Here is a 22,277-nt window from a genome sequence, read left to right as displayed (position 1 = left end):
AAATAGCTGCACCATTCACCATTTATCCTTCCAAACCGCGGAAATTTCGCTAAGACCGAACCCCGGCTATCACAAATCCGGGACCCCCCATTTCATGACCAGATTCGATGTTCTGACAGTCGGCAACGCAATCGTGGATATCATTGCTCGTTGCAACGACCAGTTCCTCATTGACAACCAGATCACCAAGGCGGCGATGAACCTCATCGATGCCGAGCGCGCCGAACTCCTGTATTCGCGCATGGGGCCGGCCCTCGAAGCCTCCGGCGGCAGCGCCGGCAACACGGCGGCGGGCGTCGCGAACCTCGGCGGCAAGGCCGCCTATTTCGGCAATGTCGCCGCAGATCAGCTCGGCGATATCTTCACGCACGACATCCGCGCCCAGGGCGTCCACTATCAGACGAAGCCGAAGGGCACCTTCCCGCCGACGGCGCGTTCGATGATCTTCGTCACAGAGGATGGCGAGCGCTCGATGAATACCTATCTCGGCGCCTGCGTCGAACTCGGCCCGGAGGACGTCGAGGCCGATGTCGTGGCCGACGCCAAGGTCACCTATTTCGAAGGTTACCTCTGGGATCCGCCGCGCGCCAAGGAGGCCATTCGCGACTGCGCCCGCATCGCCCATGAAAACGGCCGCGAAATGTCGATGACGCTTTCCGACAGCTTCTGCGTCGACCGTTATCGCGGCGAATTCCTCGATTTGATGCGCTCGGGCACGGTCGATATCGTTTTCGCCAATCGCCAGGAAGCGCTGTCGCTTTACCAGACCGAAGATTTCGAAGAGGCGCTGAACAAGATCGCCGCCGATTGCAAGATCGCCGCGGTGACGATGAGCGAGAACGGCGCCGTTATCCTCAAGGGCCGCGAGCGCTATTACGTTGATGCGATCAGGATCAAGGAAGTGGTGGACACGACGGGCGCCGGCGATCTCTTCGCCTCCGGCTTCCTCTATGGCTATACGCAGGGACGGTCGTTGGAAGATTGCGGCAAGCTCGGTTGCCTGGCGGCCGGCATCGTCATCCAGCAGATCGGTCCGCGCCCGATGACCTCGCTGTCCGACGCCGCCAAGCGGGCTGGGCTTATTTGAAGGCTTCGCCGGGATAGGCGCCCCAGATCTCCGACTGCGCCACCCAACCGGAGGCGCCGTCGGTTTCGGCGCGGCACCAGTCGCCGGTGCATTCGCCGATCATCAGCATCACGCCGGGTTCCAGCTTGGCGACGACCGAGGCGGAAGGCAGCGCCTCGCGGCGCAGATTGACGTAGACGCCCTTGCCCTTCGTCTTCATCCACGGCGCGGCGATTGCGGCGCGCTGGCCTGACAGCAGCGACTGGTTGACCCAGCCTTCGGTGCCGTCGGCATCGCGGACGCGCCGCCAGTTGTCATATTCCTGAATGATTTCCACCGGCAGCCCGGATTTCAGGTACATCCACGAAACGGCGTAATCCGTTCCCGGACCGATGCGCAGATTGACGCGTTTGGATTTCAGCGTCACGAAACGCGGCAATGGCAGTCCGCTCGGCCCCTTGGCCGCCTGCGCATGGGCAAATTCAACAGTTCCCAGGGATGCGGCCAGACCGATCGCGAGGGCGAGGCAGGACTTCAGGACTTTGCTGCGCATGGAAGCTTCCGTTTGCTCGAATCTGCGGGCCAGGCCGTGCCTGCTCGCTGTCCGGGCACTGACATTCCCCGGCTGCACCACGAGTTTTGTTTGTCTTCGCGTGCGGGTCTGGTAGAAAATGCCCGGAATGGGAAAATTATCGCCCCTCTTGGTTAAAGACCTCTGAACAAGGCACGACAGGCAGCCATGACAGCGAAGAAAAAACCGAAGGTCTACATCACCCGCAAGCTGCCGGATGCCGTCGAAACCCGCATGCGGGAACTCTTCGACGCCGAGCTCAACATCGACGACACGCCGCGTTCCGTTCCCGAGCTGATCGCCGCCGTCAGGACCGCCGACGTGCTGGTGCCGACCGTCACCGATCGCATCGATGCGGCGCTGATCGAAGAGGCCGGGCCGCAGATGAAGCTGATTGCGAGCTTCTCCAACGGCACCGACCATATCGATGTCGAGGCGGCGGCGCGCAAAGGCATCACCGTCACCAACACGCCGAACGTGCTGACCGAGGACACGGCCGACATGACGATGGCGCTCATTCTCGCGGTGCCGAGACGGCTCGGCGAAGGCGCACGCGTATTGACCGACAAGCCCGGCGAATGGGCCGGCTGGTCTCCCACCTGGATGCTCGGCCGGCGCATCCACGGCAAGCGTATCGGCATCGTCGGCATGGGCCGCATCGGCACGGCGGTCGCGCGGCGCGCCAAGGCTTTCGGTCTTTCGATCCACTATCACAACCGCAAGCGCGCCAATCCGGCCGTCGAGGACGAACTCGAGGCGACCTATTGGGAAAGCCTCGACCAGATGCTTGCCCGCGTCGACATCGTATCCATCAACTGCCCCTCGACGCCGGCGACTTTCCATCTGCTCTCGGCGCGCCGCCTGGCGCTGCTGCAGCCGACCGCCTATCTCGTCAACACCGCCCGCGGCGACGTGGTCGATGAAGCCGCGTTGATCAAGTGCCTGAGGGAAGGCAAGATCGCCGGCGCCGGCCTCGACGTGTTCGAAAACGAACCCGCCGTCAACCCGAAGCTCGTCAAGCTCGCCAATGAGGGCAAGGTGGTACTGCTGCCGCATATGAGTTCGGCGACGATCGAAGGCCGGGTCGACATGGGCGACAAGGTCATCATCAATATCCGCACCTTCATCGACGGTCATAGGCCGCCGAACAGGGTGCTGCCCGGCCGTTGAAAGACGCCCCTTCGAGCTCGATCAGGCGGGGCTGATCTGAGGCGCAAGGATCTTGCGCATCTCGATGAAGGTCGTCCTGGCAAAACCGGGATGGGCCTTCTCGGCGGTTCTGGAAAAGCCCCAGGCGGCAAAGACGGCGTGATTGTCGGTAAGCTCGATGCGTGTCTCCAGCCGCAAGGCGGGAAGGCCGAGCGCTGAGGCCGTCTCCTCGGCGATATCAAGCAATCGCCGCCCGAGGCCCTTGCCTTGCGCCGAAGGGAGAACGGCGAGCTTGCCGACATAAAGGCAATCGGCTTCCGGCCGCAGGAAGAGGCAGCCGGTCAACCTGCCGTCATCGATCGCGACATGACCGATCTCGGCTTCGGCCTTCGCTGCCAGCGCTTCCGCCGTCAGGCTGAGCGCAGACGATGGTGGATCGATCCTGCCGTTCATCGAGGCGAAGGCGGTCAGGATAAGGGTGAGCAGTTCGTCCCAGCGCGTGAAGCTGGCATCGAGGCGGATGATCGTCATTGCGCCGGCCTTGCGCGGCGGCGCCTGTAGCGCACGGTCTCGAACCGCGCCGAGAGAGCGTCGTAAAGCAGCAGCCGCCCGATCAGCGGTTCGCCGGCGCCGGTGACGAGCTTGATCGCCTCCATCGCCATCATCGTGCCGATGACGCCGGTGAGCGCGCCGATGATGCCGGCCTCGGAGCAGGCAGGGATGAGCCCTGGCGGCGGGGCTTCGGGAAACAGGTCGCGATATCGAGGGTTGGGCGTCCCGTCCTCGGCCGTCTCATAGGGTTTCAGAACCGTCAGCGAACCGTCGAAACGTCCGACCGCGCCGGTGACGAGCGGGATGCATGCTTCTTCCGCCGCATCGGCCGCGGCATAACGCGTGTCGAAATTGTCGGAGCCGTCGATCAGGAGATCGAAGCCGGACAAATGACGGCGGGCAGTCTCCTGAGAGAAGCGCTCCTCGAAACGGATCAGCCGGATATGCGGGTTGAGCCTTGTGATCGCCAAGGCGGCGCTTTCCGTCTTCAGCTCGCCGATCGTACCGGAATCATGGATCACCTGGCGCTGCAGGTTCGAAAGGGAAACCCTGTCGTCGTCGACGATTCCGAGCGTGCCGACGCCGGCCGCGGCCAGATATTGCAGGATCGGCGCACCGAGGCCGCCGGCGCCGATCACGAGCACGCGGGCGGCTTTCAGCTTCTGCTGGCCTGCGCCGCCGATTTCGGGGAGCAGGATGTGGCGGTGATAACGGGCGATTTCATCGGTGCTGAGCGGTTCCATGGCGCCGATCGTATCATGGCGCCCGACGTCGGGGAAAGCCGCCTCCGTCATTCGAACACCTTGCCGTCGGCCACCGTGAAGACCTGCGCCCGATCACCGAGTGCGGAGAACATCGCGCGATCCGTGCCGGTCATGAAAGCCTGGCCGCCGAGCCCGTCGATGAGGTCGAACAGCGCGGCGCGGCGGCCCTCGTCGAGATGCGCTGCGATCTCGTCGAGCAGCAGGATCGGCGCGTGGCCGGTGAGATTGCCGACGAGCCGGGCGTGCGCAAGCACCAGGCCGACAAGCAGCGCCTTCTGCTCGCCGGTGGAGCAACGTTCGGCCTCCATCGCCTTTTCGCGGTGGTGCACGATGAGGTCGGCCCGGTGCGGCCCTTCCAGCGTGCGTCCGGCGCCGGCGTCGCGGTAACGGCTCTCGGCGAGCATCGCCGCGTAATCGTCCTCGAGATCGACCGACGGGCGCGAGAACTGGCCGTCCATGAAACCGGAGAGCTGCAGGGATGCAGAGGGAAAGGGAGAGGTCTCGCGCGTTTCCTCGATCAGCCGGGCGAGCAGGCCGAGCAACTCCTGCCGGGCGAGCGCCATGGCGATGCCGAGGCTTGCCATCTGCTCCTCGATGCCGGTGAGCCAGGACGGATCGAAGCGGCCTTCGTCGAGCAATTTGTTGCGGCTGCGCATGGCGCGTTCGAAATCGCTGGCGCGGCGGCCATGGGCGGGATCGAGCGACAGCACCAGCCTGTCGAGAAAGCGCCGCCGGTCGGAGGAGGCGCCGGTAAAGAGGCCGTCCATCGCCGGCGTCAGCCAGAGAAGGCGCAGGTGGTCGGTCAATTCGTCGGCCGTCTTCGCCGGCGTGCCGTTGATGCGCAGCCTGCGGGTGGTGGTGTCCTCGCCGGTTTCGATGCCGGTGCCGATCTCGACTTCGCCCTCCATGCCATCGAGCGCGGCGAAGATCGAAAAGCCGCCGGCCGCGCCGACGCGGGTAATATTGCCATAGGCCGCGCGCTTGAGGCCGCGGCCGGGCGAAAGCAGCGAGACCGCTTCCATCAGATTGGTCTTGCCGGCACCGTTGTTTCCCGTCAGCACGACGTGCCGGCCGTCAAGGCCAAGCGTCGCCGCCGCATAATTGCGGAAGTCGCTCAGCTTCAGGCGGGAAAGGGAAACCTTGTGCGGCATCGGATGTCCGGAATCGTTAAGCGTGACAGCTAAGCCGAAGCGGCGCCGATGGCAAGGCTCGCCGCTTCTTTGCTGTCGTAACCTCCTGTTGGCGCTGGCGAAAATCAGCGCCGCAGCGGGCGCGATAGAACGGGGAGCGTTCTCAACGTTTAAAAAAATACAACCTGGAAGGCCATGGTTGGGCGACTCCAGGCTATGCCGCCTGCAGGGACGGCTACGGCTCGCGCGCCTTGATATCAGGGGCTTTGACGCATTTTTGCGAAACGACTGACGTAACGTAAAGTCCAGAAAAAGTCGGTTGAAATTTGCAACTTTCGGGTTGAGTTATCCCGCAGAAACGATATGGTGAACAAAGCGTTTATGTAAAGAGAGTGGTGAAGTGCCAGATCCGGTTGATATTATCGTTGGTCGCAACATCAGACAGCTTCGCGCCCTTCGCCGTGTTTCCCAGCTCGAACTTGGTGAAGCACTCGGACTGACTTTCCAGCAGATCCAGAAATATGAAAAGGGAACGAACCGCGTTTCCGCCAGCAAGCTGCACCAGATCGCGGTATTTCTCGGCGTCGAGATCTCCGCTCTCTTCGAGGGAACGGGCATATCGGAATTCGGCAGCCGGATCGAACTCAGTCCCGACGCCTATGCGCTTGCCCTGAGCTACGACAAGCTGAGCTCGACCGCAGGCAAGGAAGCCGTCAAGACCATCCTCACGCTCATGACCGGCGAAGCGGTCGAAAGCGCCGCCTGAGCGTCAGCTTTATGTCAGGAAAAACGGGGACTCTTCAAGGAATGGAGGGCGCCCGGACCTTTGCATGTCTGCAGCGCAATCGCGCGGCAGGTCCACATCACCTAAGGAACAGAGCGTCTGGGTGACGGCGTGCGAAGAGAGCGGCTGCGGCGGATGCGTCGCCTGAAGGCATGCCGCGCAAAGTGGGCAGCGGTTTTTTTTCGACAACGATGTGCGAGGAAATGAAGACCTGAAGCGCGCGAAGCGATCCGAAAGATCGTGGCGTGCTTTAGTGAATCTCGCACCCATGCAGCGCCGTCAGCAGGTCGTCCTGCGTCTGGTGGCCGGCATGATAGAGGTCGATCGCCATGCTGGCGATGGAAAGGCCCTGCTGGCTGCGAAGCTTGATGTTGCGTTCGGCGCACCATGTGTAGATGGCGCCTGCGAGAACGTCGATGTCTTCGGACTGAGAGGAAAAGGCTGGCGCCATGATGGATACTCTTGCTTCCGTGGTCTCGCGTCCGATGGGACGCGCTGAGAACGCTGTGTCGTGTTAATTGCGCATCATCCTCCCGGTATCGGTGCCGATCTTCTGATTATGCGCTGACGGCAGAGATTGAAGTCATTTGGAAAACTTGCAAGCGGCATCATCCGCCTGCGTTAACGCAGTTTCTTTTCCGATTGAACGCCGTATCGATCTGGAACAGATGTCCCAAATCGGGACTGGCCCGATAAAAAAGCCGGAGACGTTTCCGTCCCCGGCTGTTGCGATTGCGTATCGATCGGAGCCTCAGCCTTCGAAGAATTCCTTCATCCGGGCAAAGAAGCCCGTCGATTCGGGATTGTTCTCCTTGGAGGAAATCTGCTCGAACTCCTGCAGCAGTTCGCGCTGACGCTTCGTCAGCTTCTGTGGTGTCTCGATCTGGATCTGGATATAGAGGTCGCCCGTCTGCGCCGAACGCAGCACCGGCATGCCCTTGCTCTTCAGACGGAACTGCTTTCCGGCCTGCGTGCCTTCGGGCACCGTCACCCGCGATTTCGTGCCGTCGAGCGTCGCCACGTCGAAAGTACCGCCGAGGGCGGCCGTCGTCATCGAGATCGGGACGGCGCAATAGAGATCGGCCCCGTCGCGCTGGTAGAACTCGTGCGGCTTCACCGACAGGAAAATATAGAGATCACCCGCCGGCCCGCCGCGGGTGCCGGCTTCACCCTCGCCCTGCAGGCGAATGCGTGTGCCGTCCTCGATGCCCGAGGGAATATTGACCGAGAGCGAACGCTCTTCCGTCACCCGGCCCTGGCCGTGGCACTTCTGGCAAGGATCGGGAATGATCTGGCCGCGGCCATGGCAGGTCGGGCAGGTCCGCTCGATCGAGAAGAAACCCTGTGCGGCGCGCACGCGCCCCGTCCCCTGGCAGGTGCCGCAGTTCTTCGGCTGCGTGCCGGGCTTGGCGCCCGAACCCGAACAGACGTCGCAGGTGATCGACGTCGGCACGCGGATCTGCGCCGTCTTGCCGGAGAAGGCCTCTTCCAGGGTAATTTCCATGTTGTAGCGAAGATCGGCGCCGCGTTCGCGCCCGCCCGACGAGCGCTGGCGCGCGCGTCCGCCGCCCATCATCTCGCCGAAAATATCCTCGAAAATGTCCGAGAAGCCGCCGCCGGCAAATCCGCCGCCACCGCCGCCCATGCCGCCATGCTCGAAGGCCGCATGGCCGTAACGATCATAGGCCGCCCGCTTCTGCGGGTCCTTGAGCATCTCATAGGCTTCGTTGATTTCCTTGAACTTCCGTTCGGCGTCCTTGTCATCCGGGTTCTTGTCCGGATGGTATTTCATCGCCAGTTTTCGGAAGGCGCTCTTCAGCTCTTTCTCGTCCGCCGACTTGGCTACACCCAGAGTTTCGTAAAAGTCCGCTTTTGCCATTAAGGATTAAACCCCGGAAATGGATTTCCGGCTGCCGTGGTGAGCAGCCGGATCAGGTGTTGAAGCATAACCACGCCGCCGCGGATTACGCGGACTTTTTGCGGTCGTCGTCCTTGATTTCCTCGTAGTCGGCATCGACGACATTGTCGCCGCCTTCCGCCGAGGCATCGGCAGCAGCGCCGCCTTCGGCCTGCTGTGCTTCATAGATCGCCTGGCCGAGCTTCATGGAAACTTCCATGAGCGTCTGGGTCTTGGCCTTGATGTCTTCGGCGTCGGCTTCGGTTGCCTCGGTCGCGGACTTCAGAGCGGCGATCGCATCCGAGATTGCGGTGCGGTCGGCTTCGGAGACCTTGTCGCCGTAATCCTTCAGCGACTTTTCCGTGGAGTGGATCAGGCTTTCGGCCTGGTTCTTGGCTTCCACGCCCTCGCGGCGCTTCTTGTCTTCGGCCGCATGCGACTCGGCATCCTTGACCATCTTCTCGATGTCGGCGTCGGAAAGACCGCCGGAAGCCTGGATGCGGATCTGCTGTTCTTTGCCGGTGCCCTTGTCCTTGGCCGAAACCTGCACGATGCCGTTGGCGTCGATGTCGAAGGTGACTTCGATCTGCGGCACGCCGCGCGGCGATGGCGGCAGGCCGACGAGGTCGAACTGGCCGAGCAGCTTGTTGTCGGCAGCCATTTCGCGCTCGCCCTGCGAAACGCGGATGGTGACGGCCTGCTGGTTGTCTTCCGCGGTCGAGAAGGTCTGGCTCTTCTTCGTCGGGATCGTCGTGTTGCGCTCGATCAGGCGGGTGAAGACGCCGCCGAGCGTTTCGATGCCGAGCGACAGCGGGGTCACGTCGAGGAGCAGAACGTCCTTGACGTCGCCCTGGAGAACGCCGGCCTGGATAGCGGCGCCGAGGGCGACGACTTCATCCGGGTTGACGCCCTTATGCGGCTCCTTGCCGAACAGCTGCTTGACGACTTCCTGTACCTTTGGCATGCGGCTCATACCGCCGACGAGAACGACTTCGTCGATTTCGGCTGCGGTGACGCCGGCATCCTTGAGGGCTGCCTTGCAGGGCGCGATCGTGCGCTGGACGAGATCGTCGACCAGGCTTTCGAGCTTGGCGCGGGTCAGCTTCAGCGTCAGGTGCTTCGGGCCGGAGGCGTCGGCCGTGATGAACGGCAGGTTGATTTCGGTCTGCTGCGAGGACGAAAGCTCGATCTTGGCCTTTTCGGCAGCTTCCTTGAGGCGCTGCAGGGCAAGCTTGTCGTTCTTCAGGTCGATGCCGTTGTCCTTCTTGAACTCGGCAACGAGATATTCGACGAGACGCATGTCGAAGTCTTCGCCGCCGAGGAAGGTGTCGCCGTTGGTGGACTTCACTTCGAAGACGCCGTCGCCGATTTCCAGGATCGAAATATCGAAGGTGCCGCCGCCAAGGTCGTAAACGGCGATCGTCTTGCCGTCCTTCTTGTCGAGGCCGTAAGCGAGAGCAGCAGCGGTCGGCTCGTTGATAATGCGCAGCACTTCAAGACCGGCGATGCGGCCGGCATCCTTGGTTGCCTGGCGCTGAGCGTCGTTGAAGTATGCCGGAACGGTGATGACGGCCTTCTCGACCTTTTCGCCGAGATAGGATTCGGCGGTTTCCTTCATCTTCTGAAGGATCATCGCGGAAATCTGTGCGGGCGAGTAGCCCTTGCCATTGGCTTCGACCCAGGCGTCGCCATTGTCGCCCTTGACGATGCTGAAGGGAACGAGATGCTTGTCCTTCTCGACGGTCGGATCTTCGTAGCGGCGGCCGATCAGGCGCTTCACCGCAAAGAGCGTGTTCGTCGGGTTGGTGACCGCCTGACGCTTGGCCGGCTGGCCGACGAGGCGCTCGCCATCATCGGAAAAAGCCACCATGGAAGGGGTGGTGCGTGCACCTTCCGCATTCTCGATGACCTTCGCGTCCTTGCCGTCCATGACTGCGACGCAGGAATTCGTCGTTCCAAGGTCGATACCAATTACTTTTGCCATGTCATTCTCTCCTTGAAGCAAGCTGTCGGAACCCCCAGAAGGCATTTCCCTGACAGCCCCTTACGGGATGGGTCTACTTGAGATTACGCAATCGTGATTGCGGTGATGCGGCGTATATAAGGAGCGGTTTTCTGGACTGCAAGGCGGCAATTGGCCCGGAATCCAGCAAAACGAATGTGTTGCATTCAATTTTGACGGCAGCCGGTAAGGAGGGCTGCCGCTTGCCCGGAAGGCAGCCGTTTCCTAAAGCATCGGGCTTGTGCTGGGCGTGCCGCAAAAATCTCACTGGCCCATGATCAGATCGAGCAGAGTGGTGCGGTGCGGCTGCACCGAAGAGGTCGCCTGCGGCGTCCCGACATCGCCGGGTGGCACGACGTTTCCATAGCCGGAGCCATCGCCTTCGGCGACGTCGGCAGGCGGGACCGGACCGTTTCCGGACGGGGCATTTTGCTGGCGAACGGGCGCCTGCGGATAGCGATTGGCACTTTCGTCACCGCCGAAGACGCCGGAAATGATGCCGCCGATCGTCGTCGATGGCGGCGCCTCGGCCGTGACCGGCTGCCCGCCGTCGGGTACGGCCTGCGCCATCGGCTGGCCGTTGTTCTGATCGCCGATCAGCTGGCCGTTGCCAAAGAGCGGAGCCGGCGAAAGACCCTTATGGGCGGCGATCATGAATTCCTTCCAGGCCTTGGCCGGAAGACCGCCGCCGGTCACTTTCTTCATCGGCTTGCCGTCGTCATTGCCGAACCAGACGCCTGTCGTGAGATTACTGGTGAAGCCGACGAACAGCGCGTCGCGCGAATTCTGCGTCGTGCCGGTCTTTCCTGCCGCCTGCCAGCCGGGGATCTTGGCGCTCTTGCCGGTGCCGTTTTCGATGACGCCCATCATCATCGCATCCATTTCGGCGGCGATCTGCTCGGAGAGCACGCGCGGCGGGCTGTCATAGGTATTTTCGTAGAGAACCTTGCCTTCGGCGGTCGTCACCCGGCGGATGACGTGCGGCGTCGCCTTGTAGCCGCCGTTCATGAAGGCGGCGTAGGAGGCGGTCAGCTCCATCAGCGAGACCTCGGATGTGCCGAGCGCAATCGACGCGTTCGGCTGCAGCTCGCTTTCGATGCCGAGCCGGTGGGCGAGCTTGATCACCTGATCCGGCCCGTCATACATCACCAGCTGGGCGGCCACTGTGTTCAGCGACTTGGCAAGCGCGGTCGCCAGTGTCACTTCGCCATTGTATTTTTTCTCGTAATTCTCCGGCGTCCAGTCGCCGATGCGGATCGGCGCGTCGTTGAACACCGAAAAGGGCGTCAGTCCCTTCTCGAGCGCAGCGGCATAGACGAAGGGCTTGAACGAGGAGCCCGGCTGCCGTTTCGCCTTGACGGCGCGGTTGAACTGGCTTGCCGCATAATCCCTGCCGCCGACGAGCGCGCGGATCGCGCCGGTGCCGTCGATCGAGACGAGTGCCGCCTGCGAGGCGTCGAGCTTGCCGCCTTCCTTGTCGAGCACGTCGACCAGCGATTGTTCGGCCTTCTTCTCCAGCGATTTGTCGATGGTCGTATCGACGATGACGTCTTCCTTGATGTCGCCGATCAGCCCGGGCAATTGGTCCATCACCATGTCGGCGACATAGTGTCCCGCGCCCGACCAGTAGCTTTTGGCCGAAGCCGGGGTCTGCGACATCGCCGTCTTCACCTCGGAATCGGTGATGAAACCCTGTTCGCGCATCGCCGCGAGCACGAGCTGGGCGCGTGCATTCGCCGCTTCCGCGTCGCGGGCCGGCGAAAGCCGCGACGGCGCCTTGAGCAGGCCGGCCAGCACGGCGGCCTCGCCGAGGTTCACGTCACGCGCCGATTTGTTGAAGTAGCGCCGCGACGCCGCTTCGACGCCATAGGCATTCGATCCGAAGAACACGCGGTTGAGATACATCGCAAGGATCTGGTCCTTGGTATATTTCTGCTCCAGCCAGAGCGCCAGCAGCACCTCCTGCACCTTGCGTTCCAGCGTTCTCTCGGGAGAGAGGAAGAGGTTCTTGGCAAGCTGCTGCGTCAGTGTCGAGCCGCCCTGCACCATATGGCCGGCGGTGAAGTTGGTGACGATCGCTCGGCCGAGGCCGAGCGGATCGACGCCGAAATGCGAATAGAAGCGCCGGTCTTCGATGGCGATGACGGCTTCCGGAATATACGGCGACATGTTTTCGAGCGACAGCGCCTCGCCGCCGGTGGCACCGCGATTGGCGATGACGCTGCCGTCGACGGCGGTAATCTTGACGTTCGGCGGCCGTTCCGGGATCGCCCATGTGCTGGCGCTCGGCATGCGCGAGCCGTAATAGACGACAAGCCCGGCGACGCCGATGCCGGCCCAGATGAAAAGCACGACGCACCAGTAGACCACGCCGCGCAGGAAGCCGAAAAAGCCGCCGCCTTCGCGCTCGCGCGGCTCGCGCCGCCGGCGGGGAGCCGCACGCTGCTTCGGAGGCTTTGAGCTGCCGCGCCGCGCGGACCTGTTTCCGCCAATGCGGTCGTCGGCATCGAGCGAGAATTCGTCATCATCGCGCGCCGCGCGGCCGCTGAAGGACGGTTCGATTCTGTCGCCTGATCTGCCTCTGCCTGCCATCGCCGACCGGTCACACCCCTGTTCGATCGCGAAGCCCGGCTTCGCACAACGGCGCACTTGCGGGCGACGCGATCATCCGAGTGAACTTTAATTGCGGCGATTTAACGGGGTGTTAAAGAACATAAAGTGGCGGAAACTACGCCTCTCGCCTTCAATACTGGCGAGCCTCGTAATCATCGGTCGTCTCCGGGTCTTGCTTATATTCCCATTGGCCCAAATGGAAGCGGCGCCAGATCTGGCCGGAAGGATTGAGGTTTGTCCCATCGGTGAGACGCACGGGAAGGATGGGATTGTATTTATGCCAAACGGTAACGTCTTTGGCGGCCGCCCGAGGGCCGAAAAGCCCGAAGAAAGCCAGGTAGTCTTGCGTCATCAGCTTCCAGCCTCGAACGGATCAAATCAATCCGCAATATCGTGAAGGTGCAATAAAGAACCCGGCAAGACAAGGGCATCACGAGATCCTCACAGCAAATTGTCGGTGGGGCTTCCGTCGCACCCACGACGCTGCGTTGCACATCTTTTCTCGGACAGGTGGAACCAACAGGCTTCGAGGTTGTTTATGGGGAAGCGGGACAGCCCCCTCACGTCCCGCGAATGATCGGCCGTCTCCCCTCAACACGCGCCGATCGACATCAGGCCCGGTGCATCCCCCCAAGGGATCGCCGGGCTTTTTCTCGAGTGGCCGCCGTGCCGACAAATGCCAAAAGGGCGGCGCTGCCGCCGCCCCTTATTTATCATTGGTCGCAGGAGAGATCGCCGGGGAGGCAATCAGGATCTCTGCGATCCGGTCTGCGGTTTCCATCTCGCCAGCCGTCCTGCCTCTCCTGATCCCCGGCTCGATTGCGCCAGTCTCTGTCGCGGTCCCGGTTGCGCCAATCCCTGTCGCCGTCCCGGTTGCGATCCGCATCGCGCCAGTTCCGGTCGTCGTTCCGGTTGTCTCGATCCCGCCGGTCCTGATCCCGATCCCGGTCCCGATTGTTGCGGTCGCGGTCGCGGTAGTAATAGTCCGGGCCGCGGCTCCAGCGGTCACGCTCGCGGTAGAAATCTCGGTTGCGGTAGTAACGATCCCAATAATTGTCGACGCTGAAGCGAATGACGGGAATGCCGAGCGGACGGTAATATTGCGGACCGACATAGATGCGGCGCTGCTGATAGAGGGCCTGGACATATTGGCCGGAGACCCAGCCGCGGCCGCCGTAGAATTCCACGTCGCACCAATTGACGTCGGAAAGGCAGCCGCGGATCTCGACGGAAGAGCCGGCGGGTATGACCGCGACGGCGGGATACCGGGTGCTCGGTCCCGCCCGCATGTTGACGTTCGCCGTCGAATAGCCCTCGGCAGCCTGCGCGACCACAGGCGCCAGCACGAACAGGCCGGCCGCAGCGATTTTAGCAAACAGATTTTTCACGCTTCTCTTACTCCTCACAGGCGCGTTTTGGGGCAGCGCCTTGATGTATTTGCCATCCGACCGAACGGTGAAACCTTCGCCCTCTACGCGAGAGAGCGTTATCATTCACCTTGTCTTTCAATGGCTTATACGACGATCGCGATGAACGTAGCTTGAACGGGGAAGTCCGCCAATGCCAAGAAGCCAGCCCTTTCCATAGCCAGTCAAACCCGCGCGCTCGAGCGCCGTTAACGATCCGTTAACCTTTCGAGGGCAGTCTGCCTGCAATACCTGCTGCTCCTTGACCACGGATGAACTGGCACTGAGCGAGCGGATGACGAAAGGCCGGTTTCAACCGGCCTTTTTGTTATTGCGATCTGGAACGCCGCACCTTCAGGCAGCGAGCGCCTGAAGAATCCGCACCCAGGAGCGGATGCCCTTGTGGTAGGAAACGAGCTCGTATTTTTCGTTCGGCGAATGGATGCGGTCATCGCTGAGGCCGAAGCCGACGAGCAGCGATTCCATGCCGAGCATCTTCTGGAAATCGCCGACGATCGGGATCGAGCCGCCCATGCCGATGACGATGGCGGGTTTCGGCCACTCGTCGGACAGCGCGCTCTTCGCCTTGGTCAGAACAGGCGAATCATAGGAGAGATGAATCGCCGGCGAGCCGCCGTGCGAATGGAATTCGACCGAGCAGTCGGCCGGAATCTTCGACCTGATATAGTTGCGGAAGGCCTCGCGGATAGCGGCCGGATCCTGCGTGCCGACGAGGCGGAACGATACCTTCGCCGAAGCCTTGGCGGCGATCACCGTCTTGAAGCCTTCGCCGGTATATCCGCCCCAGATGCCGTTGACCTCGGCGGTGGGCCGCGCCCACGTAAGTTCCAGCACCGAGCGGCCTTTTTCGCCCGATGGAATGGAAAGGCCGACTTCGCCGAGGAAGCTTTCCGCCGTCTTGCCGAGCGTCTCCCATGACGCCTTGATGTTGTCGGGTGTCTCCTCGACGCCGTCATAGAAGCCGTCGAGCGTGATGCGGCCCGTTTCGTCGTGCAGGCCGGCAAGGGCCTCGACGAGGATGTGGATCGGATTTGCCGCAGCACCGCCGAAGAGACCGGAGTGCAGATCGCGGTCGGCAGCCGTCACGACCACTTCCTCTCCGACGAGGCCGCGCAGCGCTGCGGCGATTGCCGGCGTATCGCGGTCCCACATGCCGGTATCGCAGACCAGCGCATAGTGGGCCTTGAGCTCGGCGGCATTGGCTTCCAGGAAGGGCTTCAGCGACGGCGAGCCGGATTCTTCCTCGCCCTCGAACAGGATGGTGATGCGGCAGGGAAGGGCGCCGTTGATCTCCTTATAGGCGCGGCAGGCCTCGACGAAGGTCATCAATTGGCCCTTGTCATCCGACGTGCCGCGGCCGGTGAGGATCTTGCGGCCTTCGCCGACATCCTTGATCGACGGCTCGAAGGGGTCGTTTTCCCAAAGTTCGATCGGATCGACCGGCTGAACGTCGTAGTGGCCGTAGAAAAGAACGTGCGGCGCATCGGCGCCGGCGCCGGCATGGTGGGCGACCACCATCGGATGGCCGGGCGTGTCGCGCACCGACGCCTCGAAGCCCAGCCCCTGGAGATAGGCGACCAGCCATTCGGCGGCTTTGCGGCATTCTGCCTTGTAGGCGGGATCGGTGGAAATCGACTGGATGCGCAGAAGCTCGAACAGCTTTTCAAGGCTCGATGAAAGATTCTGGTCCGCGCGCGAAAGCACCGGTTGTATATCGGTCATTTTCGACTCCTTTTCGAAATTCGGCGGGACGATAGACCAAACCGGAAAGGCAGGCGAGGCGGAAAAAGCAAAATCGATAGGGCGCAAGCGCGCCGAAACGACCCGAACTTGATTCATGCGAAGCGCATTGGCTCTTTGTTTTGAGCATGTCTTATCCCGGAACCGCTGCAGACGTCCTGAGGACATGCGTTAGTAATAAAGAAGAAAGTTCTAATTCAATTTACAGTTATTTAGCACAAGCTAAATAGCATCGGCCGAAGCAAGCTGTTCGGGGGGAGCAGATGTTTTCGGTCATTGCATGTATTCGCGACTATCACGATTGGCGGCTGGTCTTGGTGGCGGCCGCTGTCTGCTTGGTTGGCACCATGGCGGCGATGCTGCTGCTTTCCCGTGCGCAGGAGTGCGACGCTGGGCGGCGCAAGCTCTGGATCGGCGCATCCGGCTTTGCCTTCGGCACCGGCGTATGGGCAACGCATTTCATCGCAATGCTCGCTTATGACGGCGGCACGCCGATCAGCTACGCACTCGACCTGACACTGCTTTCCTTTTTTCTGTCGGTCGCAAGCTCGTGGGTGGCGATCCTCGCCGCCACGCAACGCGACGGACGATTTTCCCGCATTTGCGGTGGCGTCCTGATGGCGCTCGGCATTGCCGCCATGCACCTGACCGGCATGCAGGCGATCGAGACGCAGGCGGTGATCCTCTACGATCCCGTGATGACGCTGACAGCGGTTCTGGCCGGAATGCTTCTGGCGAGCGCCGCCTTCCATATCTTTTTCACTTTGAAGGGCATACGGCGGCTGCTGACCTCGTCGCTGGTCTTCGTCCTCGCCATCTGCACGCTCCACTTCATCTCGATGGGCAGCATTACGCTCGTGCCGGACCCCGGCAAGGAGGTTCCCACATTGGTGCTCGACACCAGGGTGCTCGCCGCCATCGTCGTGGTGGCGGCAACCGCTCTCATCCTGGTCGTCCTTGCCGTGGTCTTCGTCCAAAGCCATCTGACGGATCTGCGCGGACTTGCCAATGCCTCGCAAGAGGGGCTGCTGATCCTGCGCGAAGGCCGGATCATCGACGCCAACGAGCGGTTCCAGGCCTTGTCAGGCTGGACGCTGGCCGCCCTCTTGGGCAAGGCGCCCTCGGATGTCCTGACGGTCGTTCAGGGAGCGCGGGAGAACAGGCCCGGCGAGACGCTGCTGAACACACGCGCCGGCAGGGAAATTGCCGTCGAGGCGACCAGCAGCAGGATCGTTTATCGTGGCCGCAATTGCGAGGTGTTGGCGGTACGAGATCTCACCGAGCGCAAGCAGGCCGAGGAGATGATCGAGCATCTCGCCCACCACGACGTGCTGACCGATCTGCCGAACAGGTCGCTCTTCGACACCCGCATCCGGCAGGCGCTGCAAGTGGCCGAACGAAAGAACACCGAGGTCGCGCTGTTCCTTCTCGACCTTGATCGGTTCAAGGCGGTCAACGATATCTTCGGCCATGCCGAAGGCGACCGCATTCTCTGCAAGGTGGCCTCGATCCTGCGCCGGGTGGCGGGTGACAGCGATACGATCGCCCGCCTCGGCGGCGACGAATTCGCCGTCATCCAGCCCGCCGCGCAGCAGCCGGCGTCAGCGCAAAGGCTTGCGGCTGCGATCATCGGCGAATTCGCCGCCGAGATGGACACGGCCCGGGATCCGACCGCAGTCGGCGTCAGCCTCGGCATCGCGCTCTATCCCAGGGATGGGAGCACGGCTGAAGAACTCTACAACAATGCCGATACCGCGCTCTACCGCGTCAAGCACGACGGCCGCGGCCAGGCCTGTTTCTTCGACGCGGAAATGGACGAAGCGGCGCGCAACCGCCGCCAGATCGAGAGCGACCTGCGCCATGCGATCATCCGCAACCAGCTTCATGTCAGCTACCAGCCGATCCTCAACGCGCAGAGTGGCGAGATCAGCGGCTACGAGGCCCTGATGCGCTGGCACCGGCCGGGCCACGGCATGACCGAACCGGACGTCTTCATCCCGATCGCCGAGGAAAGCGGTTCGATCGTCCAGCTCGGCGAATGGATATTGCAGCAGGCCTGCATGGAGGCCATGCGCTGGCCGCAGCCCCTCAGGATTGCAGTCAATGTTTCGCCGGTGCAGTTCATGCTGCCCAATCTGTGCGAGCGGATCGGGGCGGTCCTCGCCGAGACGGGACTCGCGCCCGATCGGCTGGAACTCGAGATCACCGAGGCAGCCCTGATCCGCGATCGCGACCGGGTGATGGTGACGCTGCAGCGCCTGCGCAAATTGGGCGTGCACATCGTCATGGACGATTTCGGCACCGGCTACTCCTCGCTCTCCAACCTGCGCTCGTTCCCCTTTGACAAGATCAAGGTCGACCGCAGCTTCACCGGCGTGCTGGAGCATGACGCGACGGCACGATCGATCGTGCGCGCCATCATCGGTCTCGGCCACAGCCTCGGCATGCCCGTGGTCACCGAGGGCGTGGAAACCGAGGTGCAGCGCCGGATCGTCGTCGAGGAAGGCTGCGCGCAGGTGCAGGGCATATTGCTCGGCGAGCCGGATATCGAGCCGAGCGTAAAGCTTGCCGCTCATCAAGGCTTCATGCCCAAGCAGGCCGGAACCGGCGTGCCGCCGCGATGGCGCACAAGCCTCGTCAGCGAATGATCTTAATTTGGTCAGAGCGCCTTGGCGTTTTCCAGGAGCCGGCGGATATATTCAAGCGTCAGTTCACGCTCGAAAGAGCGAAAACCTTTGAACAGCGCAAGGTCGGCCTCGCGCGCGGTCTCGATCGCCTCCGCCTCCATGGCGCGCGCCTTCGGCGTCAGGAAGATCAGTTGCGCCCGCTTGTCGGATGGATGCGGCTGCCGTTCGATCAATCCGTCTCGGACCATGCGCGATAGCGTATTGGCCATGGTCGCCTGCTCGATGTCGACCCGTTCGAGAAGCTGTTTCTGGGTCAGTCCGTCTTCGGCCCAAAGCTCCAGCAAGATGGGAAACTGGCCCGGAGAAAAACCAAGCCCGACCGCGCGCTGGTGCAGCGAGCGGGCGAAACCCTTCGCCAACTGGCTGGCAAGGTAAGCTCCCGAATCCATGCGGTTAAATCCCATGATTGCAAGTTGGCTCAAAAGCATGCCGGAGACAATGCAGCAAATCGCCCAGGATGATCCAAAACATATGAGCCGAGATCATAATTTCGAGTGGCTGCAAAAAACATAAAGCCGCCATGGCCTGGAGGTTGGCCATGGCGGCTTGATAGTGAGGACAAAGGCCCGGAGAGGGGGATAAGGCCTTTGTCCAAGCCTGACGCGGCGGGGGACAAGCCGGTGATCAGACCCGCGGCACATCAAGCGCCGGTGACATGGATTTGTGACTACGAATGTGGTTTTTCAAGGGTAACGCTACGTTACAAATCGGTAACAGTTTGGTGAGCAGAAATCTCTCGGATTTCAAACGCCCATAATCTCAGGCGTTCGAACTTTATATGGACCTCGTCCCGTGCCCGCGCTATCCATGCACGCATGAAAAAAGGCGATCACCTCTTCCTAGTCGACGGTTCCGGATTCATTTTTCGGGCGTTTCATGCATTGCCGCCGCTAACGCGCAAAACAGACGGCCTGCCGGTCGGCGCCGTTTCCGGTTTCTGCAACATGCTGTGGAAGCTGTTGAGAGATGCGCGCAATACGGATGTCGGCGTCACGCCGACCCATCTTGCCGTCATCTTCGACTATTCGGCCAAGACGTTCCGCAAGGATCTCTACGATGCCTACAAGGCCAATCGCTCGGCGCCTCCGGAAGAACTCGTTCCGCAATTCGGCCTCATAAGAGAGGCGACGCGCGCCTTCAACTTGCCCTGCATCGAGACCGAAGGCTTCGAGGCCGACGACATCATCGCCACTTACGCCCGCTTGGCCGAGGCGTCGGGCGCCGATGTCACCATCGTCTCGTCAGACAAGGATCTGATGCAGCTCGTCACACCGAATGTCCACATGTACGACAGCATGAAGGACAAGCAGATCAGCATTCCCGATGTCGTCGAGAAATGGGGCGTGCCGCCGGAAAAGATGATCGATTTGCAGGCGATGACCGGCGATTCCGTCGACAATGTCCCCGGCATTCCCGGCATCGGCCCGAAGACTGCCGCCCAATTGCTCGAGGAATATGGCGACCTCGACACGCTGCTCGAACGCGCCACCGAGATCAAGCAGGTCAAGCGCCGCGAGACGATCCTCGCCAATATCGACATGGCAAAGCTTTCGCGCGAACTCGTGCGGCTGCGCACCGATGTTCCGCTCGACCTCGATCTCGATGCGCTGGTGCTGGAACCGCAGAACGGGCCGAAGCTGATCGGCTTCCTCAAGGCGATGGAATTCACCACGCTGACGCGCCGGGTCGCCGAAGTTTGCGATTGCGATGCGAGCGCCATCGAACCGGCGGTCGTGCGCATCGAATGGGGTGATGCGGCCCACGGTCCCGATCTCAGTGCGGCAGAGCCGGAACCGGTCGCCGGCGGCATCCCTGACGTTGCCGGTGAAGCCGTGCCGGTGCCGCAGCGTGCGAAGGCGAAGGCCGCCGTCGAAGGCGCTTTTTCGCCGGCGGACCTCGCCAAGACGCGGGCCGAGGCCTTCGCGACGCTGCCCTTCGATCATTCCGCCTATGTGACGATCCGCGATCTCGCGACACTCGATCGCTGGATCGCCGATGCGCGCGATACCGGCCTCGTCGCTTTCGATACCGAGACGACGTCGCTCGATGCGATGCAGGCCGAGCTCGTCGGCTTCTCGATGGCGATTGCCGACAATGTCGCCGATCCCACCGGCACGAAGATCCGCGCCGCCTACGTGCCGCTTGCCCACAAGAACGGCGTCGGCGATCTGCTTGGCGGCGGCCTTGCCGAAAACCAGATCCCGATGCGCGATGCCCTGCCGCGGCTCAAGGCCTTGCTGGAGGACGAATCGGTTCTCAAGGTCGCCCAGAACCTGAAATACGATTACCTCCTGATGAAGCGATACGGCGTCGAGACCAGAAGTTTCGACGATACGATGCTGATTTCCTACGTGCTCGACGCCGGCACTGGCGCCCACGGCATGGACCCGCTCTCGGAAAAATTCCTCGGTCACACGCCCATCCCCTACAAGGATGTGGCGGGCAGCGGCAAGGCGAACGTCACCTTCGATCTGGTCGATATCGACCGCGCCACCCATTATGCCGCCGAAGATGCCGATGTGACGCTGCGCCTCTGGCTGGTGTTGAAGCCGAGGCTGGCGGCCGCGGGCTTGACCAGCGTTTACGAACGGCTGGAGCGGCCGCTGCTGCCGGTGCTGGCGCACATGGAAGCGCGCGGCATCACCGTCGACCGGCAGATCCTGTCACGCCTTTCCGGCGAGCTCGCCCAGGGCGCCGCGGGCCTGGAGGATGAGATCTACAAGCTGGCCGGCGAGCGTTTCAATATCGGTTCGCCGAAGCAGCTCGGCGATATCCTGTTCGGCAAGATGGGCCTTGCCGGCGGCAGCAAGACGAAGACCGGGCAATGGTCGACCTCCGCTTCGGTGCTCGAGGACCTCGCCGCCGCCGGTTTCGAACTGCCGCGCAAGATCGTCGACTGGCGCCAGCTCACCAAGCTGAAATCCACCTATACCGACGCGCTGCCCGGCTACGTCCATCCGGAAACCAAGCGGGTTCACACCTCCTATTCGCTGGCATCGACGACGACCGGGCGCCTGTCCTCTTCCGAGCCGAACCTGCAGAACATTCCGGTGCGCACCGCCGAAGGCCGCAAGATCCGCACCGCCTTCATCTCGACGCCGGGCCACAAGCTGATCTCCGCCGACTACAGCCAGATCGAACTGCGCGTGCTTGCCCATGTGGCCGAGATCCCGCAGCTGACCAAGGCATTCGAGGATGGCGTCGACATCCATGCCATGACCGCGTCGGAAATGTTCGGCGTGCCCGTCGAAGGCATGCCGAGCGAGGTACGCCGCCGCGCCAAGGCGATCAATTTCGGCATCATCTACGGCATCTCGGCCTTCGGGCTTGCCAACCAGCTTTCGATCGAACGTTCGGAGGCCGGCGATTACATCAAGAAGTATTTCGAGCGCTTCCCCGGCATCCGCGACTATATGGACAGCCGCAAGGCGATGGCGCGCGACAAGGGCTATGTCGAAACGATCTTCGGCCGGCGAATCAATTATCCGGAGATTCGTTCCTCCAATCCGTCCGTGCGGGCCTTCAACGAACGTGCGGCGATCAACGCCCCGATCCAGGGCTCGGCGGCGGACGTCATCCGCCGGGCGATGATCAAGATGGAGCCGGCGCTCGCGGAAGCCGGCCTTGCCGAGCGCGTTCGCATGCTGCTTCAGGTGCATGACGAACTCATCTTCGAAGTTGAGGACGAGGATGTCGAAAAGGCGATGCCCATCATCGTCTCGGTCATGGAAAATGCCACCATGCCGGCGCTCGAAATGCGCGTGCCGCTGAAGGTCGATGCGCGCGCCGCCACCAATTGGGACGAGGCGCACTAGCCACGTCCCGAAAAAAGCGAAGATTTTTCCGCTTTTCCCAATTCATTGAAATCGCAGCAACTTATGCCCGGAAGCCGTGT

General features: G+C 62.1%; 17 protein-coding genes. 5 read left to right on the top strand and 12 right to left on the bottom strand.

The genetic code is table 11. The features are described 5' to 3' along the window. The first annotated feature begins 94 nt into the window (after positions 1-94). The gene (locus ATY77_RS06515) at positions 95-1,087 is read left to right on the top strand and encodes an adenosine kinase (RefSeq protein ID WP_088676419.1); all 993 of its coding nucleotides are present in this window, start codon (positions 95-97) and stop codon (positions 1,085-1,087) included. On the opposite strand, the gene ATY77_RS06510 is transcribed toward ATY77_RS06515, so the two are convergent. Continuing rightward, on the bottom strand, positions 1,080-1,619 hold the full coding sequence (locus tag ATY77_RS06510; protein ID WP_088686622.1) for an SH3 domain-containing protein: 540 nt from the start codon (positions 1,617-1,619) through the stop codon (positions 1,080-1,082). The genes ATY77_RS06515 and ATY77_RS06510 overlap by 8 nt on opposite strands. A 186-nt stretch (positions 1,620-1,805) precedes the next feature. Here ATY77_RS06510 and ATY77_RS06505 point away from each other — a divergent pair, with 186 nt between their 5' ends. Next, on the top strand, positions 1,806-2,807 hold the full coding sequence (locus tag ATY77_RS06505; RefSeq protein ID WP_088686621.1) for a D-glycerate dehydrogenase: 1,002 nt from the start codon (positions 1,806-1,808) through the stop codon (positions 2,805-2,807). Positions 2,808-2,828: 21 nt separating this feature from the next. On the opposite strand, the gene ATY77_RS06500 is transcribed toward ATY77_RS06505, so the two are convergent. The 3 genes from ATY77_RS06500 to recF are packed head-to-tail and all read right to left on the bottom strand — an operon-like array spanning position 2,829 to position 5,253. Beyond that, positions 2,829-3,317, bottom strand: a complete 489-nt coding sequence (locus ATY77_RS06500) for a GNAT family N-acetyltransferase (RefSeq protein ID WP_088686620.1) — start codon at positions 3,315-3,317, stop codon at positions 2,829-2,831. Continuing rightward, complete coding sequence (locus tag ATY77_RS06495; protein WP_088686619.1) at positions 3,314-4,132, bottom strand: molybdopterin-synthase adenylyltransferase MoeB; 819 nt, start codon at positions 4,130-4,132, stop codon at positions 3,314-3,316. The genes ATY77_RS06500 and ATY77_RS06495 overlap by 4 nt, the downstream gene beginning before the upstream one ends. Next, positions 4,129-5,253 (bottom strand): DNA replication/repair protein RecF, encoded by a 1,125-nt coding sequence (gene recF, locus ATY77_RS06490; protein ID WP_088686618.1) that lies wholly within the window; start codon positions 5,251-5,253, stop codon positions 4,129-4,131. Before recF ends, ATY77_RS06495 begins: the two co-directional genes overlap by 4 nt. 379 nt (positions 5,254-5,632) lie before the next feature. On the opposite strand from recF, the gene ATY77_RS06485 reads away from it, so the two are divergent. Then, entirely contained in the window at positions 5,633-5,998 is a 366-nt protein-coding gene (locus ATY77_RS06485; protein ID WP_088676425.1) for a helix-turn-helix transcriptional regulator, read from the top strand. 268 nt (positions 5,999-6,266) lie between these two features. On the opposite strand, the gene ATY77_RS06480 is transcribed toward ATY77_RS06485, so the two are convergent. From ATY77_RS06480 to ATY77_RS06450, 7 genes are all read right to left on the bottom strand, one after another. Further along, positions 6,267-6,467, bottom strand: a complete 201-nt coding sequence (locus tag ATY77_RS06480) for a hypothetical protein (protein ID WP_088676426.1) — start codon at positions 6,465-6,467, stop codon at positions 6,267-6,269. Positions 6,468-6,767: 300 nt separating this feature from the next. Then, complete coding sequence (gene dnaJ, locus ATY77_RS06475; protein ID WP_088676427.1) at positions 6,768-7,895, bottom strand: molecular chaperone DnaJ; 1,128 nt, start codon at positions 7,893-7,895, stop codon at positions 6,768-6,770. A gap of 85 nt (positions 7,896-7,980) precedes the next feature. Beyond that, positions 7,981-9,897, bottom strand: a complete 1,917-nt coding sequence (gene dnaK / locus ATY77_RS06470) for a molecular chaperone DnaK (protein WP_088676428.1) — start codon at positions 9,895-9,897, stop codon at positions 7,981-7,983. Between the two features lie 282 nt (positions 9,898-10,179). Continuing rightward, a complete protein-coding gene (locus ATY77_RS06465; RefSeq protein ID WP_088686617.1) occupies positions 10,180-12,507 on the bottom strand; it encodes a transglycosylase domain-containing protein in 2,328 nt (775 codons plus the stop codon). Positions 12,508-12,658: 151 nt separating this feature from the next. Further along, positions 12,659-12,880 carry a hypothetical protein gene (locus ATY77_RS06460; protein WP_088686616.1) on the bottom strand — a complete coding sequence of 74 codons (222 nt, stop codon included), beginning with the start codon at positions 12,878-12,880 and terminating at the stop codon, positions 12,659-12,661. A gap of 361 nt (positions 12,881-13,241) precedes the next feature. Continuing rightward, the gene (locus tag ATY77_RS06455) at positions 13,242-13,916 is read right to left on the bottom strand and encodes an SH3 domain-containing protein (RefSeq protein ID WP_088686615.1); all 675 of its coding nucleotides are present in this window, start codon (positions 13,914-13,916) and stop codon (positions 13,242-13,244) included. A gap of 372 nt (positions 13,917-14,288) precedes the next feature. Further along, positions 14,289-15,677: a dipeptidase gene (locus ATY77_RS06450; protein WP_088686697.1), complete on the bottom strand. Its 1,389-nt coding sequence runs from the start codon at positions 15,675-15,677 to the stop codon at positions 14,289-14,291. Positions 15,678-15,958: 281 nt separating this feature from the next. On the opposite strand from ATY77_RS06450, the gene ATY77_RS06445 reads away from it, so the two are divergent. Continuing rightward, a complete protein-coding gene (locus tag ATY77_RS06445; RefSeq protein ID WP_088686614.1) occupies positions 15,959-18,343 on the top strand; it encodes an EAL domain-containing protein in 2,385 nt (794 codons plus the stop codon). A gap of 11 nt (positions 18,344-18,354) precedes the next feature. Here the strand turns inward: ATY77_RS06445 and ATY77_RS06440 are convergent, their stop codons facing one another. Next, positions 18,355-18,771, bottom strand: coding sequence for a MarR family transcriptional regulator (locus tag ATY77_RS06440; protein WP_088676433.1), 417 nt, complete (start codon positions 18,769-18,771; stop codon positions 18,355-18,357). Between the two features lie 426 nt (positions 18,772-19,197). On the opposite strand from ATY77_RS06440, the gene polA reads away from it, so the two are divergent. After that, positions 19,198-22,197: a DNA polymerase I gene (gene polA / locus ATY77_RS06435; RefSeq protein ID WP_088686613.1), complete on the top strand. Its 3,000-nt coding sequence runs from the start codon at positions 19,198-19,200 to the stop codon at positions 22,195-22,197. Positions 22,198-22,277: the final 80 nt, after the last annotated feature.

It is taken from the genome of Rhizobium sp. R634 (assembly GCF_002211305.1).
Taxonomy (GTDB): Bacteria; Pseudomonadota; Alphaproteobacteria; order Rhizobiales; family Rhizobiaceae; genus Rhizobium.
This window is presented reverse-complemented; position numbering and strand designations above follow the sequence as displayed.

Excerpts from the sequence above, each read along its gene's own strand:
- recF (WP_088686618.1), bottom strand. The coding sequence starts at position 5,253 with ATGCCGCACAAGGTTTCCCTTTCCCGCCTGAAGCTGAGCGACTTCCGC.
- dnaK (WP_088676428.1), bottom strand. The coding sequence starts at position 9,897 with ATGGCAAAAGTAATTGGTATCGACCTTGGAACGACGAATTCCTGCGTC.
- ATY77_RS06450 (WP_088686697.1), bottom strand. The coding sequence starts at position 15,677 with ATGACCGATATACAACCGGTGCTTTCGCGCGCGGACCAGAATCTTTCA.
- ATY77_RS06440 (WP_088676433.1), bottom strand. The coding sequence starts at position 18,771 with ATGGATTCGGGAGCTTACCTTGCCAGCCAGTTGGCGAAGGGTTTCGCC.
- ATY77_RS06460 (WP_088686616.1), bottom strand. The coding sequence starts at position 12,880 with ATGACGCAAGACTACCTGGCTTTCTTCGGGCTTTTCGGCCCTCGGGCG.
- ATY77_RS06500 (WP_088686620.1), bottom strand. The coding sequence starts at position 3,317 with ATGACGATCATCCGCCTCGATGCCAGCTTCACGCGCTGGGACGAACTG.
- ATY77_RS06505 (WP_088686621.1), top strand. The coding sequence starts at position 1,806 with ATGACAGCGAAGAAAAAACCGAAGGTCTACATCACCCGCAAGCTGCCG.
- ATY77_RS06480 (WP_088676426.1), bottom strand. The coding sequence starts at position 6,467 with ATGGCGCCAGCCTTTTCCTCTCAGTCCGAAGACATCGACGTTCTCGCA.
- ATY77_RS06495 (WP_088686619.1), bottom strand. The coding sequence starts at position 4,132 with ATGACGGAGGCGGCTTTCCCCGACGTCGGGCGCCATGATACGATCGGC.
- ATY77_RS06465 (WP_088686617.1), bottom strand. The coding sequence starts at position 12,507 with ATGGCAGGCAGAGGCAGATCAGGCGACAGAATCGAACCGTCCTTCAGC.
- dnaJ (WP_088676427.1), bottom strand. The coding sequence starts at position 7,895 with ATGGCAAAAGCGGACTTTTACGAAACTCTGGGTGTAGCCAAGTCGGCG.
- polA (WP_088686613.1), top strand. The coding sequence starts at position 19,198 with ATGAAAAAAGGCGATCACCTCTTCCTAGTCGACGGTTCCGGATTCATT.
- ATY77_RS06510 (WP_088686622.1), bottom strand. The coding sequence starts at position 1,619 with ATGCGCAGCAAAGTCCTGAAGTCCTGCCTCGCCCTCGCGATCGGTCTG.
- ATY77_RS06515 (WP_088676419.1), top strand. The coding sequence starts at position 95 with ATGACCAGATTCGATGTTCTGACAGTCGGCAACGCAATCGTGGATATC.
- ATY77_RS06445 (WP_088686614.1), top strand. The coding sequence starts at position 15,959 with ATGTTTTCGGTCATTGCATGTATTCGCGACTATCACGATTGGCGGCTG.